At 72.3% G+C, this 15092-nt stretch carries 12 protein-coding genes; 7 read left to right on the top strand and 5 right to left on the bottom strand.

The genetic code is table 11. The features are described 5' to 3' along the window. Positions 1-55 precede the first annotated feature (55 nt). Positions 56-2650 (top strand): phosphoenolpyruvate carboxylase, encoded by a 2595-nt coding sequence (locus ACRB68_RS27035; RefSeq protein ID WP_153537904.1) that lies wholly within the window; start codon positions 56-58, stop codon positions 2648-2650. A gap of 63 nt (positions 2651-2713) precedes the next feature. Here the strand turns inward: ACRB68_RS27035 and ACRB68_RS27030 are convergent, their stop codons facing one another. Together ACRB68_RS27030 and ACRB68_RS27025 are read right to left on the bottom strand one after the other, a co-directional pair. Then, the gene (locus ACRB68_RS27030; protein WP_153537039.1) at positions 2714-3469 is read right to left on the bottom strand and encodes a hypothetical protein; all 756 of its coding nucleotides are present in this window, start codon (positions 3467-3469) and stop codon (positions 2714-2716) included. A gap of 28 nt (positions 3470-3497) precedes the next feature. Beyond that, entirely contained in the window at positions 3498-3704 is a 207-nt protein-coding gene (locus ACRB68_RS27025) for a hypothetical protein (protein WP_153537037.1), read from the bottom strand. A 142-nt stretch (positions 3705-3846) separates the two neighbouring features. Between ACRB68_RS27025 and ACRB68_RS27020 the strand changes: the two genes are divergently transcribed. After that, positions 3847-4842 carry a hypothetical protein gene (locus ACRB68_RS27020; protein ID WP_153537035.1) on the top strand — a complete coding sequence of 332 codons (996 nt, stop codon included), beginning with the start codon at positions 3847-3849 and terminating at the stop codon, positions 4840-4842. 108 nt (positions 4843-4950) lie between these two features. Here ACRB68_RS27020 and ACRB68_RS27015 read toward each other — a convergent pair whose 3' ends face one another. Further along, positions 4951-5724, bottom strand: a complete 774-nt coding sequence (locus ACRB68_RS27015; RefSeq protein WP_153537033.1) for an enoyl-CoA hydratase/isomerase family protein — start codon at positions 5722-5724, stop codon at positions 4951-4953. Positions 5725-5840: 116 nt separating this feature from the next. On the opposite strand from ACRB68_RS27015, the gene ACRB68_RS27010 reads away from it, so the two are divergent. Then, positions 5841-6710 carry a biotin--[acetyl-CoA-carboxylase] ligase gene (locus ACRB68_RS27010; protein WP_328594827.1) on the top strand — a complete coding sequence of 290 codons (870 nt, stop codon included), beginning with the start codon at positions 5841-5843 and terminating at the stop codon, positions 6708-6710. Positions 6711-6775: 65 nt separating this feature from the next. Then, positions 6776-7768, top strand: coding sequence for an adenylate/guanylate cyclase domain-containing protein (locus tag ACRB68_RS27005; protein WP_153537031.1), 993 nt, complete (start codon positions 6776-6778; stop codon positions 7766-7768). Positions 7769-7826: 58 nt separating this feature from the next. On the opposite strand, the gene bfr is transcribed toward ACRB68_RS27005, so the two are convergent. Both bfr and ACRB68_RS26995 read right to left on the bottom strand, forming a co-directional pair. Continuing rightward, positions 7827-8324, bottom strand: a complete 498-nt coding sequence (bfr, locus tag ACRB68_RS27000; RefSeq protein WP_153537029.1) for a bacterioferritin — start codon at positions 8322-8324, stop codon at positions 7827-7829. A 97-nt stretch (positions 8325-8421) separates the two neighbouring features. Then, positions 8422-8724: a (2Fe-2S)-binding protein gene (locus tag ACRB68_RS26995; RefSeq protein ID WP_153537027.1), complete on the bottom strand. Its 303-nt coding sequence runs from the start codon at positions 8722-8724 to the stop codon at positions 8422-8424. A gap of 166 nt (positions 8725-8890) precedes the next feature. On the opposite strand from ACRB68_RS26995, the gene glgX reads away from it, so the two are divergent. From glgX to treZ, 3 genes are read left to right on the top strand one after another with little or no spacing between them, the layout of a single operon-like run. Then, entirely contained in the window at positions 8891-11020 is a 2130-nt protein-coding gene (glgX, locus tag ACRB68_RS26990; protein ID WP_328594825.1) for a glycogen debranching protein GlgX, read from the top strand. Next, positions 11013-13235, top strand: a complete 2223-nt coding sequence (treY, locus tag ACRB68_RS26985; protein ID WP_328594824.1) for a malto-oligosyltrehalose synthase — start codon at positions 11013-11015, stop codon at positions 13233-13235. Before glgX ends, treY begins: the two co-directional genes overlap by 8 nt. After that, entirely contained in the window at positions 13232-14959 is a 1728-nt protein-coding gene (gene treZ, locus ACRB68_RS26980; protein ID WP_153537025.1) for a malto-oligosyltrehalose trehalohydrolase, read from the top strand. Before treY ends, treZ begins: the two co-directional genes overlap by 4 nt. The last annotated feature ends 133 nt before the right edge of the window (positions 14960-15092 follow it).

Genomic DNA, 15092 nt, shown 5'->3' with positions numbered 1-15092 from the left:
TGCTCATTACGCTTGTGCCGTGGCTACCAACACGCGCGATTCCCTCAGGCAGGACATGCCCGAACCGCTCCGCCGCGACGTGCGGCTGCTCGGCGCCATGCTCGGCGACGGGCTGGTCGAGTACGGCGGCCAGGAACTGCTGGACGACGTGGAACGGCTCCGGCACGCCGTCATCGGCGCCCGCCGCGGCGAGGTGCCCGGCGCCGACGTGGCCGCCCTCGTCGACGGCTGGTCGCTGGAACGTGCCGAACAGGTGGCGCGGGCGTTCACCGTCTACTTCCACCTGACCAACCTGGCCGAGGAGCACCACCGCATCCGCACGCTGCGCGAACGCGACGTGGCCGGGGACGAGCCCGTCGCCGGCTCGGTCGCCGCCGCCGTCGAGGCCGTCCGCGCCGCGACCGGCGACCGCCTTGCCGAGGCGGTCGAGGGCCTTGAGTTCCGGCCGGTCTTCACCGCGCACCCCACCGAGGCGCGCCGCCGCGCCGTCGTCACCGCGATCCAGCGGATCAGCGACCTGCTGGCCGCGCTGAACGCCGGGCCCGGCGCGAGCGAGCACGAGGAGATCGAACGGCGGCTGCGCGAGGAGATCGACCTGCTCTGGCGCACCGCGCTGCGCCGGCAGGCGCAGATGGACCCGCTGGACGAGGTCCGCACCGCGATGGCCGCGTTCGACGAGACGATCTTCCGGGTGGTGCCGCAGATCTACCGCACCCTGGACCGCGCGCTGGACCCCGAGGGCACCGGCACCCGGCCCCCGCAGGCCCGCCCCTACCTGCGGTTCGGCAGCTGGATCGGCGGCGACCGCGACGGCAACCCGTTCGTCACCGCCACCGTCACCCGCGACGCCGTGCTGATCCAGGCCGACCACGTGCTGCGCGCGCTGGAGGCCACCTGCGCCCGCGTCGGCCGCGAGCTGACCGTGCACGACGAGACCACCCCGCCGTCGGACGCGCTGCGCGAGACGCTCGCCGCCGCGCGCACCGCGCACCCCGAGAGCATCGCCGAGATCCTCAAGCGGTCGCCGCACGAACCGCACCGGCAGCTGCTCATGTACGCGGCCAAGCGGATCGGCGCCACCCGCGACCGCAACGCCGACCTCGCCTACGGCTCGCCCGAGGAGCTGCTGGCCGACCTGCGCACCGTGCAGGAGTCGCTGGCCGCCGCCGGGGCCGTCCGGCAGGCGTACGGGCGGCTGCAGCAGCTCGTCTGGCAGGTCGAGACGTTCGGGTTCCACCTGGCCGAGCTGGAGATCCGCCAGCACTCCGAGCTGCACGAGCAGGCCCTCAAGGAGATCCGCGCCGGCGGCCCGCTGTCGGAGATGACCGAGGAGATCCTGGACACCCTGCGGGTCGTGGCGTGGATCCAGCAGCGGTTCGGCGTCCGCGCCTGCCACCGCTACATCGTGTCGTTCACCCGCTCGGCCGAGGACATCGCCAACGTGCACGAGCTCGCCGCGTCGCTCGGCGACAACGCGCCCGTGCTCGACGTGATCCCGCTGTTCGAGACCGGCGAGGACCTGGAGAACGCCCCGCACGTCCTGGAGGGCATGCTGGCCATCCCCGCCGTCCAGAAGCGGCTGGAGGACACCGGGCGCCGCCTGGAGGTCATGCTCGGCTACTCCGACTCGGCCAAGCAGCTCGGCCCGACCAGCGCCACGCTGCGCCTGTACGACACCCAGGAGGCGCTGACCGCCTGGGCCGCGCGCAACGACATCACGCTGACGCTGTTCCACGGCCGCGGCGGGTCGCTCGGCCGCGGCGGCGGCCCGGCGGGCCGCGCGATCCTCGCCCAGGCGCCCGGCTCGGTCGCGGGCCGCTTCAAGGTCACCGAGCAGGGCGAGGTCATCTTCGCCCGCTACGGCCACCCGCAGATCGCCCGCCGGCACGTCGAGCAGGTCACCAACGCGGTGCTGCTGGCGTCCACCGACGCGGTCCAGGACCGCGCCCGCGCCGCCGCCGACCGGTTCCGCCCGCTCGCCGACAAGATCAGCGACGCGGCCCGCGCCGCGTTCCGCTCGCTGATCGAGACCGACGGGTTCGCCGAGTGGTTCGCCCGCGTCAGCCCGCTCGCCGAGATCGCCGACCTGCGCATCGGGTCGCGCCCGGCCCGCCGCAAGGCCGCCCGCGGCCTGGAGGACCTGCGCGCCATCCCATGGGTGTTCGCCTGGACCCAGACCCGCGTCAACCTGCCCGGCTGGTACGGCCTCGGCAGCGGCCTGGCCGCCGTCTCGGGCGACGGCGCCGACCTCTCCGGGCTCCAGGAGGCCTACGAGTCCTGGCCGCTGTTCGCCGCGCTGCTGGACAACGCCGAGATGAGCCTGGCCAAGTCCGACCGCACGATCGCGGCCCGCTACCTGGAGCTCGGCGACCGGCCCGAGCTGACCGAGACGGTGCTGGCCGAGTACGACCGGACCCGCCGGCTCGTCCTCGCGGTGACCGGCCACGAGCGGCTGCTGGAGAACCGCAAGGTCCTGTCCCGCGCTGTCGAGCTGCGCAACCCGTACGTGGACGCGCTGTCGCACCTGCAGCTGCGCGCGCTGACGGCCCTGCGCGCGGGCGTCGAGGACGAGGCCGAGCGCGACCGGCTGGAGGAGCTGCTGCTCCTGTCGGTCAACGGCGTCGCCGCGGGCCTGCAGAACACCGGCTGACCTGCGACTCCGCGCACGAGCGGCCTGCCGCCTCCGGGGCGGCAGGCCGCTCGGCGGAACCCCCTAGCTCCACGTGGCTTTGAAGTGCACGTCCTCGACGACCGTGAGGGACAGGGTGGCGCGCTCGAACCGGAGGGTGAGCCCGTTGTCCGCGGCCTCGGCCCCGGCCAGGACCTGCCCCACGGCCGTGTCGTCGTCGTGGACGAGCCAGTCGTCCTCGAGGGGAGTCCCTTCCACGAAGGACCGGTAGTGCCCGGCCCAGAGCTGGATCACCGTGCCGTCCTCGAACGTCAGCACCACGGCCTGGTCGAGGAGGCTCCCGTCATCGTCGGTGACGGCGTCGCGCTGGAGCCGGGCGAGCCGTTTGCCCAGGCAGCGCCAGACCTCGATCGGCAAGTGGCCGGCCGAGGGATGAGCGGTCCACGCGATCTCCTCCGCGTGCTCCAGGGCGAGCCGCCGGGTCGGCTCGGGGGTGCGGGGGTCGCGGGCGATCGCCGTCAGGCAGGGGACCGCGTCGGTCGTCCGGGTCAGCGCCAGCTGGGTGAGCAGGGAGTTCCCGTCCGCGCCGAGGAGCGGCACCAGCTCCCCGACCAGCCGGAAATACTCGGCCTGCTCCGGTCCGGCGCTCCGCAGCCGGTCGCTCAGCCACGCGCCCGCCCGCCACGCCAGGTCGCGCGCGGCGGCGCCGGAACCAGCGGCGAGCTCGCGCGCGCAGAGCCCGAGCACGCCGAGGACGTCGGCCGTCCGCGCCGGGGTCGCGGGGAGATCCCGCACCGCCTCCAGCAGACGGCGGGCGCTCTCCAGGCCGCCTTCGCTCACCGCGTCGTCCCCTGACACTCGTGGCCGGTCACTCATGGACGGGATTCTCGCTCTGCGGCCTGCGCAGCGCGTCGGAGTCGTAGGCCTTCCCGTTGATCTCCTGCTCCGTCGCGGTCCCGGCCGTGAACGCGGGGATCGCCTTGCCGAGCCTCGTGCCGGCCCTGATGAGCCCGATGGCACGGCGCGCAGCGACGGCTGTTTCTAGGGTGTGCGCCGACTCATCCGCCGATTCCACGAAGAGTCGTTAACAGCGAGTTTCGTTTCAGTCACTATTCCAGTCATCTCAGAAATCGGTATGGCGGCCGGTGAGTTTTCGGGGCGCGAAGTCATAAAGATCCTTTCTAGTGCCCGGTCGCGCGATTGATCATGATCGCCGCATGACCCGACACACTCGGAAGTTACTCGCCGCGGCCGCGGCCGCGACCTGCGCTGCGCTGGCCGCGGTGACCGGCCCGGCCCAGGCCGCCCCCGCCGCTCCCGCCCGCACCGACCCGCGCCCGCCCACCGACCTCGCAACGCACGCTCCTCTCAGCGGGAAGCAGGTGCCCGGCCTGTCCGGAGCGGCCCTTCGGCGTTCGATACCGGCTGCGGTCTCGGACCGGTTCATGGAAATGAACGGCCCCCGCCACGGCTACCCCGGCGCGAAGAAGACCGCCACCCGGACCCGGCTCTCGGACACGCAGCACCTCTTCTGGGCCGCCGCGCCGAAGCAGACGGTCTATGGAGCCAGCGCCGTCCATAGCGTGAACCCCTCGATCAACCTGTCGGCCGGCAACCCCGACATCATCTATGCGCCGACGCTGGACCCCAGCGCCCTCACCTGTATCGAAATGACGACGGCTTACTGGGGCGGCGGCGGCAAGGGCGTCTACGCCTGGGACTGGTGCGCGGCCCAGCCCGGCTGGCGTCAGGGCATCGCGATGGACGCGAACTTTCTCGCCACCTACACCCGCGACAGCATGGGATTCCCCGCCTATCAAGTGCGGGACGTCCAAACGGACGCGGCGACCAACCGCTGGACGTCATACCTGTTCAACTACAACACCAACTCCTGGGACACCTTCTACTCCAGCGCCAACACCAGCAAGCTGAGCGAATCCGGCGGTGGGTGGGATGCGTTCGAGCCCTACACGAATACCAACCCGAACACCGGGGAGGGGTACTACTGCACGGAGACCCGGGGCTCGTTGTGGTTCGTAGGCGGCCTGCAGTACCAGCTGACCTCCGGTGGCGCCTGGAGCTCCGCGACGTCGGCGAACTCCACCATTCCCGCCCCGTCCACACTCGATCCGAACTACGGCGGCTGCAACAACCCCAGTCTCCAGTTCACCGTGAACACCCCCAACAGCACCTACTGGGTCAGCAACGACTAATGATGGCCGGCCACGACGGACCTGCCGAACACCGGTCGGCCTGAGGGGCCGTGCACGAGCGGCCTGCCGCCCTCAGGGCGGCAGGCCGGTGGTCAGGAGGGCCGGTGGTCAGGAGGGCCAGTTCGGCTTGCGCTTTTCGGCGAAGGCGGCGATGCCCTCGCGGCGGTCGGCGGAGAACGCGACGGTGCGCCAGGCGTTGTCCTCGATGTCCAGGGCCGCGTCCAGGGCCACGGCGGCGCCCTGACGCAGTGCGCGCTTGGCGGCGCGGACGGCCGTGGGGGAGTTGCCCGCGATCGTCGACGCGATCGCCAGCGCCTCCTCGCGGACCGACCCGGCGGGCACGCGGCGGTCGACCAGGCCGTAGGCGACGGCCTCGTCGACGCCGATGCGGCGGCCGGTCAGCACCAGGTCGGCGGCCCGGCCGGGGCCGAGGCGGCGCAGCGCGAGCTGCGTGCCGCCGCCGCCCGGGACGAGGCCGACGCTCACCTCGGGCAGCCCGAACACGGCCGACTCATCGGCCACGACCAGATCGCACGACAGCGCGAACTCGCAGCCGCCGCCGAGCGCGTAGCCGTGCACGGCCGCCACGACCGGCTGCGGCAGGTTCAGCACGCCGGCGAACGCGGCGCGGAACACCGGCCGCTGCGCCAGGATCTCGTCGTCGGTCATCGCGTTGCGTTCCTTGAGGTCGGCGCCGACGCAGAACGCCTTGTCGCCGGCCGCCGACAACACCACCGCCCGCACCGACGCGTCCGCCGCCACCTCGGCGCAGACGGCGGCCAGCCGCCGCGCCATCGCCGTCGACAGCGCGTTCAGCGCCTCCGCCCGGTCCAGCACGATCTCGGCCACATGTTCGTCGCGCCGTAGCGTCACACCATCCATGTGCCGCACTCTAAGGCGGCGGCGCGAGCCGGTGATCAGGAGCCCCGTGTCCTCCGGCGGGCGCGCCGCGCGGACGCGGGCATGAAGCCGGACGCCGCGTGAGGTTGGATGGACGGGTGAGCGAGTCACCTTACGCCGACCTCGACCGTCCGCCGCTGCACGAGCGGTCCCTGCAACGCGCGCTGGTCCGCGACGGCGGGCTGTGGCAGGACGTCCGGGTCGTCCCCGAGACCGGGTCCACCAACGCCGACCTCGCGGGCGCCGCCCGCGCGGGAGTCCCCGAGGGTGCCGTCCTGGTGACCGAGGCGCAGACCGCCGGCCGGGGCCGGCTCGGCCGGACCTGGACCGCGCCGCCGCGCTCGGGCCTGATGTTCTCGCTGCTGCTGCGCCCCGGCGTGCCGGCGGCGAACATCGGCTGGCTGCCGCTGCTCACCGGCGTCGCGGTGGCCACGGCCGTCCGCCGCATGACGCAGCGGGTGGAGGCCGGCGACTTCGGCGAGGCGCACGGCGACGCCGCCGTCGACGTGCGGCTGAAGTGGCCCAACGACCTGCTGGTCGGCGACCGCAAGCTGGCCGGGATCCTGGCCGAGAAGGTCGACGGCGCGGTGGTCGTCGGCGTCGGCCTGAACGTCGGGCTGCGCGCGGCCGAGCTGCCGGTGCCGGCCGCGACCTCGCTCGCGGTCGAGGGCGCCCCGCTCAGCGACCGGGCGCCGCTGCTGCGCGCGATCCTGCGCGAGTTCGAGACCTGGTACCGGGAGTGGACGGCGCTCGGCGGCGACCCGGAGACGAGCGGGCTGCGCACCGCCTACAAGGAGCTGAGCGCCACGCTCGGCGGCGAGGTGCGGGTGGAGCTGCCCGGCGAGCGGGTGGTGCGCGGCGTGGTCCGCGACATCGACGCCGCGGGCCGGCTGGTCGTCGCCGGGCCGGCGGGGGAGCAGGCGGTGAGCGCCGGCGATGTCGTCCATGTGCGCAGGGCCCCCGGGTAACCTGCGTCACGCCGGATCTGTCACGCTATGTCGCGCAACGTCGCCGCCGCGAGGGGGGCTGGGGAATGTCAGCAGGGTTGCCTGACCCCAAGGAGATCGAGGAACTCCTCCTCGGCGGCGCGCTCCGCTACACCCGCGTCGACGCGGTCCGGCTGTCCGGCGTCACCCGGGAGTTCTCCGGCCGCCTGTGGCGCGCCTTCGGCTACCCCTCGATGCCCGACGACGCGGTCGCCTACACCGAGGGCGACATCGCCGCGCTCTGCCGCATCCGCCGGCTGATGGACGAGGGCGTGCTCGACGAGGACGGCGTCATCCGGCTCGTCCGCGCCTTCGGCCAGACCATGACCCGGCTCGCCGAGTGGCAGGTCAACCTGCTCAGCAGCATGCTGAGCGGCGGCGCGCAGGAGCCGCCGAGCGCCGCGGCCGTCGAGGCGATCATGGAGGTGGCCGAGAAGCACATCGACGAGTTCGAGCCGCTGGTGGTGCACGCCTGGCGGCGCCAGCTCGCCGCCGCCGGCACCCGCGCGATGGCCGCCGCGGCGACCCGCGACGGCCCGGTCCCCGGCCGCACCGCCACCACGGTCGGCTTCGCCGACATGGTGTCGTTCACCCAGATGAGCCGCGAGCTGGAGGAGATCGAGCTCGCCCGGGTGGTGGAGTGGTTCGAGGAGACCGCCGCCGACATCATCGCCGGGTGCGGCGGCCGCCTGGTCAAGACGCTCGGCGACGAGGTGCTGTTCTGCGCCGAGGACCCGAGGGTCGGCGCGGAGATCGCGCTCACCATCGCCGAGCAGATCAAGGACGAGACCGAGATCCCCGACGTGCGGGTCGGTGTCGCCCACGGGCCGGTGCTGCCGCTGATGGGCGACGTGTTCGGCACCACGGTCAACCTGGCGGCCCGGCTGACCTCCCTCGCCCGGCCCGGCACGGTGGTGATCGACCCCGAGCTGGCCGCGCTGCTGGCGGACGTGCCGGGCCTGGAGTGCACCACGATCGTCAAGCGCCCGGTCCGCGGCCTCGGCATCATCCAGCCCTCGGTGCTGCGCAGGGCGACCTAGCGGGCGGCCTGGTCCGGCGGCGGCGCGGGGCCGCCGCCGGCACGGGCGCGTCCGGGCCTCAGTTCGCGGAGGGGCCGCCCTCGCCCGGGGCCTCGGTGAGGCGCAGCAGGTAGTTCTGCTCGCCGAGCGAGCGCAGCAGCGCCAGCTCGGTCTCCAGGTAGTCGATGTGCTGCTCCTCGTCGGCGAGGATGTCCTCGAAGATGCGGGCGGAGGTGACGTCGCCGCGCGAGCGCATCAGCTCGATGCCCGGGCGCAGCCGGGCCACCGCCTCCTGCTCGATCGCCATGTCGGCCTCGAGCTGCTCGGGGATGTTCTGCCCGATCCGCAGCGTGCCGATCTTCTGGTAGTTCGGCAGGCCGTCCAGGAACAGGATGCGGTCGGTGAGCCGCTCGGCGTGCTTCATCTCGTCGATCGACTCATGGCGGGTGTGCCGCGCCATGCGGATGTAGCCCCAGTTCTCCTGCATCTTCGAGTGCAGGAAGTACTGGTTGATCGCGGTCAGTTCCGCGGTGAGCTGCTCGTTGAGCAGCGCGATGATGTCCTTGTCGCCTTCCATATCGACCCATGCTCGCATGGCCGGGGGCGTCGGGACAGCACTAACCCCCGCACGGCGCGTGTCCTTTACGCGGGGTGCGGGCGGCGGCGGGGCCCGGTCAGGCGGCGGTCTGCTTCCCGGTGTCCCTCTCCGGGCCGGACCGGCCGGTCTGGACGGTCCACGGGTCGGCCGGGGCCGGCGTGACGACCTCCAGCGGGAGCGGGCCGCCGGTCATGGCGTCCGCGAGCTCGCTGGCCGTCTTGTACTCGCTGACCAGGCCGTACAGGCGCTTGGTGCAGGAGCCGCAGCCGGGCTTCATCCCGCACGCCTCCTTGACGTCCTTGGCCGTGGAGCAGGCGCCCGAAGCGAGGCAGCCGCGCACGTCGTCCTCGGTGACGGCGTTGCAGACGCAGACGTACATCCGGTCGGACCTCCGGGCGCGACGATGATCACTTAGGGCAGCCTCAATAAGGTAAGGCTCCCCTAAGGTAACCGACGATGTCCGATCTGGCCAGTGGTGTCCGGGCGGTGTGAGCGACCCCTCACGGGGAAGCAAAACTCTCGCGGCAACGGGAAGGAATCGCACTGTGGCGCAGATTTGGCCAGGAGACGCCTATCCCCTCGGGGCGCATTTCGATGGGGCGGGCACCAACTTCGCAGTATTCGCCGAAGCCGCCGAACAGGTGGAACTGTGCCTGTTCGACGGTCCGGCCGAGGCGGCCGAGACCAAGGAGACACGGATCGTCCTGCCGGAGGTGGACGCGTTCGTCTGGCACGCCTACCTCCCCGGCGTCATGCCGGGGCAGCGCTACGGCTACCGGGTGCACGGCCCCTACGAGCCGGCGAAGGGGGCGCGCTGCAACCCGGCCAAGCTGCTCCTGGACCCCTACGCGCAGGCGATCGAGGGCCAGGTCGACTGGGACCAGGCGTGCTTCGGCTACGACTTCGGCGAGCCGTGGACCCGCAACGAGCTGGACTCGGCCCCGCACACGATGCGCTCGATCGTGGTCAGCCCCTACTTCGACTGGGGCGACGACCGCCCACCGCGCACCCCCTACCACGAGACGGTGATCTACGAGGCGCATGTCAAGGGCCTCACCGAGCGGCACCCCGACATCCCGGCGGAGCTGCGCGGCACCTACGCCGCGATCGGCCATCCGGCGATCATCGAGCACCTGAAGGGGCTCGGCGTCACCGCGCTGGAGCTGATGCCGGTGCACCAGTTCGTGCACGACGACTTCCTGGTCAAGCGCGACCTGCGCAACTACTGGGGCTACAACACCATCGGCTTCTTCGCCCCGCACAACGAGTACGCCTCGGGCGGCGGCCGCGGCGAGCAGGTGCTGGAGTTCAAGGCGATGGTGAAGGCCCTGCACGAGGCGGGCATCGAGGTGATCCTCGACGTGGTCTACAACCACACCGCCGAGGGCAACCACCTCGGGCCGACGCTGTCGTTCCGCGGCCTGGACAACGCCTCCTACTACCGCCTGGTCGACGACGACCCGCGCTACTACATGGACACCACCGGCACCGGCAACAGCCTGCTGATGCGGTCCCCGCACGTGCTGCAGCTGATCATGGACTCGCTGCGCTACTGGGTCACCGAGATGCACGTCGACGGCTTCCGCTTCGACCTCGCCGCCACCCTGGCCCGCGAGCTGCACGACGTGGACCGGCTCGCGGCGTTCTTCGACCTGGTCCAGCAGGACCCGGTCGTCTCGCAGGTCAAGCTGATCGCCGAGCCGTGGGACATCGGCGAGGGCGGCTACCAGGTGGGCAACTTCCCGCCGCTGTGGACCGAGTGGAACGGCAAGTACCGCGACACCGTCCGCGACTACTGGCGCGGCGAGCCCGACTCGCTGCCGGAGTTCGCCTCCCGCCTCACCGGCTCCTCGGACCTGTACGCCGACGACGGTCGCAAGCCGCTCGCCTCGATCAACTTCGTCACCTGCCACGACGGCTTCTCGCTGCACGACCTGGTCTCCTACGACGTCAAGCACAACGAGGCCAACGGCGAGGGCAACCGCGACGGCAGCGACGACAACCGGTCCTGGAACTGCGGGTTCGAGGGCCCGACCAACGACCTGGAGATCCTCGCCCTGCGCGAGCGGCAGAAGCGCAACCTCCTGGCCACGCTGTTCCTGTCGCAGGGCGTGCCGATGCTGTCGCACGGCGACGAGCTCGGCCGCACCCAGGGCGGCAACAACAACGCCTACTGCCAGGACAACGAGCTGGCCTGGGTGAACTGGGACGGCCTGCGCGACAACTTCCCGCTGCTGGACTTCGTGCAGCGGCTGTCCAAGCTGCGCCGCGAGCACCATGTGTTCCGCCGCCGCCGCTTCTTCCAGGGCCGCGACGGCAACCGGGCGTCCGCGCTGCCCGACCTGGTGTGGTTCACCCCGGGCGGCCGGGAGATGGGCGAGCAGGACTGGGAGGCCGGTTACAACAAGTCGATGTACGTGTTCCTGAACGGGGACGCGATCAGCGAGCCCGACCGGCGCGGCGCCCGCATCCAGGACGCCTCGTTCCTGCTGCTGTTCAACGCCCACGACGGCGACCTGCGGTTCGGCCTGCCGACCGCCCGCTACGGAGGGATGTGGACCAAGGTGCTCGACACCGCCGACCCGATGCTCGCCGAGGCCGAGTCGCCGGTGGTGAAGTCGGGCGAGCAGATCCTGGTGGAGGCCCGCTCGGTGCAGGTGCTGCGCCGTGTCTGACCTCCGCGACGAGACTTCCGGATATCCCGCCGGCACCTACCGCCTGCAGCTGCGCGGCCCCTCGGGTCTCGCGCACTTCGGGTTCCGCGAGGCCGGCGCGCTGGCGCCCTATCTGGCGGCGCTCGGCGTGTCGCACGTCTACCTGTCGCCGGTCCTGCAGGCCGCGCCGGACTCGACGCACGGCTACGACGTCGTCGACCACGACCGGCTGTCGGCCGAGCTCGGCGGGCCCGACGCGTTCCGCGCGATGGCGGCCAAGTTCCACGCGGCCGGGCTGAAGGTGCTGCTGGACGTGGTGCCGAACCACATGGCGATCCCGGACCCGCCCGAGCTGAACCGCCCCCTGGAGGGCGTCCTGGCGGACGGCCCGCAATCGCCGTACGCCCCCTGGTTCGACGTCGACTGGGACGCGGGCGGCGGCAAGATCGTCCTGCCCGGCCAGGGCGAGCCGAACTACCGCCGCTTCTTCGACATCTCCGGCCTGATCGGGCTGCGCCAGGAGGATCCGGAGGTGTTCGAGCGCACGCACGCCGTGCTGTTCGCGCTGCTGGAGGAGGGGCTGGTCGACGGCCTGCGCATCGACCATCCCGACGGCCTGACCGATCCGCGCGGCTACCTGGCCGCGCTGCCGCCCGCCTGGGTGCTCGTCGAGAAGATCACCACGGGGGAGGAGGCGCTGCCGGCGGACTGGCGGTGCGCCGGCACGACCGGCTATGACGCGCTCGGCATGGTCGGCGGCCTGTTCGCCGACCCGGCCGGCGAGGGGCCGCTCACCGACGCCTACGTCGCGCTCACCGGCGGCCCGCCCGACTTCGGGGAGGTCGAGTACACCGCGCGCCGCTACGCCGCCGAGAACGCGCTGCGTCCCGAGACCGACCGCCTGCTGCGCGTCCTGCGCTCGTTCCAGGGGGAGACCCCGAACCAGGAGCGCGTGCTGATCGAGCTCCTCGCGGCCATGCCCGTCTACCGGGCGTATGTGGTGCCGGGGGAGGAGCCTTCCGCCGAGGCGGTCAAGATCCTGGACGAGGCGGCCCGCCGAGCGCGCGCGCGGCTGCCTGAAGAGGCGCACCCGGAACTGGACGCGCTCGTTCGTCTCGCCCTCGGCTTGGACGACGCGACGCCCGAATTCGTGGTCCGCTTCCAGCAAACCGCCGCCCCGCTCGCCGCCAAGGGCGTGGAGGACACCGCCTTCTACCGCTGGAACCGCATGGCGGCGCTGAACGAGGTCGGCGGCGATCCCGAGCGGTTCGCGGTCAGCCCGCAGGACTTCCACGCCTACTGCGAGCGGATGCTGCGCGACTGGCCCGCCGCCATGACGACGCTGTCCACCCACGACACCAAGCGCCAGGAGGACGTCCGCGCCCGCCTCGCGGTGCTGGCCGAGCTGCCGGGCCCCTGGACCGAGGCGGTGCGGCGCTGGACGTCGTGGTGGCCGGAGGGCTCCCCGCTCGAACCCGACCTGGAGTACCTGTTCTGGCAGACCCTCGTCGGCGCCTGGCCGATCAGCGAGGGCCGGCTGCGGGAGTTCCTGGTCAAGGCGATGCGCGAGGCCAAGACCAGCACCTCCTGGATCGACCAGAACGCCGACTACGAGCGGGCCGTGCTCGACTTCGCGTCCCGCGTGCTGCAGGAGACCGGGCTGGTCGCGGAGATCGAGGGCTTCGGCGCGCTGATCGCGCCGTACGCGCGCGCGGTCATGCTCGGCCAGAAACTCGTCCAGCTCACCATGCCGGGCGTCCCGGATGTCTACCAGGGCTGCGAACTGACCGGCCTGTCGCTGGTCGACCCCGACAACCGGCGGATCGTCGACTACGGCCGCCGCCGCGCCCGCCTCACCCGCCTGGACAGCGGCCGCGAGCCGCAGGACCTGGACGACGAGAAGCTGCTGGTCACCTCGCGGGCGCTGCGGCTGCGCCGCGCCCATCCCGAGTGGTTCGGGCCGGACGGCGGCTACACGCCGGTCGCCGCGCGCGGCCCGGCCGCCGGGCACGCGGTGGCGTTCCGGCGCGGTGACGCGGTCACCGTCGCGACCCGGCTGCCCGCCGGGCTGGCGGAGCGCGGCGGCTGGGACGGCACCTCATTGGAGCTTGACGGAGAGCACGCCTGGCGGGACGTGCTGACCGGCGTCGTCCACGAGGACGGGTCCCTCGGCGAGATCCTCTCGACGCTGCCGGTCGCCCTGCTCGTCCCGGAAGAAACCGAGGAAACGCGATGACCAGGTTCGAGGTGTGGGCGCCGGAGGCCGAGCGCGTCGAGGTCGACGCCGCGGGAGCGGAGCGCTGCCCGATGAAGCGGGCGGAGCGCCCCGGCTGGTGGGAGGCCGAGATCCCCGGCGCCGGCCACGGCACCGACTACGGCTACGTGCTCGACGGCGGCGAGACGCTGCCCGACCCGCGCTCGCCCTGGCAGCCGGCGGGCGTGCACGGGCGCAGCCGCGTCTACGCGCACGACCGGTTCGCCTGGACCGACGATGACTGGCGCGGGCGGCCTCTTCCCGGGAGTGTCCTGTACGAACTGCACATCGGCACCTTCACGCCCGAAGGCACCTTCGACGCCGCGATCGAGCGGCTGGACCACCTGGTGTCCCTCGGCGTCGACGCGGTCGAGATCCTGCCCGTCGCGGCGTTCCCGGGGCGGCACGGCTGGGGCTACGACGGCGTGCACCTGTGGGCGCCGCACGAGCCCTACGGCGGCCCCGACGGCCTGAAGCGCTTCGTCGACGCCGCGCACGGGCGCGGCCTCGCGGTCGTCCTGGACGTCGTCTACAACCACCTCGGCCCGGACGGCAACCGCCTCGCCTCCTACGGCCCGTACTTCACCGACGCCTACTCCACGCCGTGGGGGCAGGCGGTCAACTTCGACCAGGTCGGCTCGGACGAGGTCCGCGCCTTCGTGATCGACAATGCGCTGATGTGGCTGCGCGACTACCACGTGGACGGCCTGCGGCTGGACGCCGTGCACGCGATCAACGACCACGGCGCGACGCACGTCCTGGAGGCGATGTCGGAGGCGGTGGACGCCCTGTCGGCGCACCTCGGCCGCCCCCTGTTCCTGATCGCCGAGTCCGACCTGAACGACGCCCGCCTGGTCACCTCCCGCGAGGCGGGCGGCTACGGCCTGGACGCGCAGTGGAGCGACGACTTCCACCACGCCCTGCACGCGGCCCTCACCGGCGAGCGGCAGGGCTACTACTGCGATTTCGGCTCCATGCGGACCCTGGCCAAGGCGCTGACGAAGGTGTTCGTCCACGACGGGACGATGTCGTCCTACCGGGGCCGCCGGCACGGGCGGCCGGTGGACGTGCGGCGCGTCCCCGGATCGCGCTTCGTGACGTTCCTGCAGGACCATGACCAGGTCGGCAACCGGGCGTCGGGGGACCGGATCGCGTCCGCGTTGTCCCCAGGGATGCTCAAAGCGGGGGCGGCTCTCCTCCTCCTCGGCCCGTTCACCCCGATGTTGTTCATGGGAGAGGAATGGGCCGCCGGGACGCCGTGGTGCTATTTCACCGACCACCAGGATCCCGATCTCGCCCGTGCCGTCAGTGAGGGGCGCCGCCGCGAGTTCGCCCGGCACGGCTGGAAGGGCGACGTTCCCGATCCGCAGGATCCCGACACCTTCCGCCGTTCCATTCTGGACTGGGGCGAGCTGGATAAAGCACCGCATCGCGACCTGCTCGCCTGGCACCGCGCGCTGATCGCGCTGCGCCGCGAATGGCCCGAGCTGACCGATCCGCGGCTGGACCGCACCCGGGTCGAAACCGGCGACCGGTGGCTCACGATGCGGCGCGGGCGGGTGACGGTGGCGGTGAACCTCGGGCACGAGTCCGTGCTGGTCCCGGTGCCCGACGGCGTGTCGCTCCGGCTCGCCGCCGACCCGCTCGTCCACCTGGTGGACGGCCGTCTCAATCTGGCCGGTTCGTCGGCCGCGGTACTGGCCTGACGGCGGCTTCGCCCCGATTCCGCCCGGCGCGGAAAAGGCGCGCCGCCGGGCGGATACTGCGGGCCGTTATTTCCGGCTTCATCGGTGTACATGCGTATTCGTGGATGTACACCGAGTTGCAAATCGCAGGTCA

It is taken from the genome of Actinomadura macrotermitis (genome assembly GCF_009604375.1).
GTDB classification, from domain to species: Bacteria; Actinomycetota; Actinomycetes; order Streptosporangiales; family Streptosporangiaceae; genus Spirillospora; species Spirillospora macrotermitis.
The sequence above is the reverse complement of the archived record's forward strand: the minus strand, read 5'-3'. Positions and strand labels throughout refer to the sequence as shown.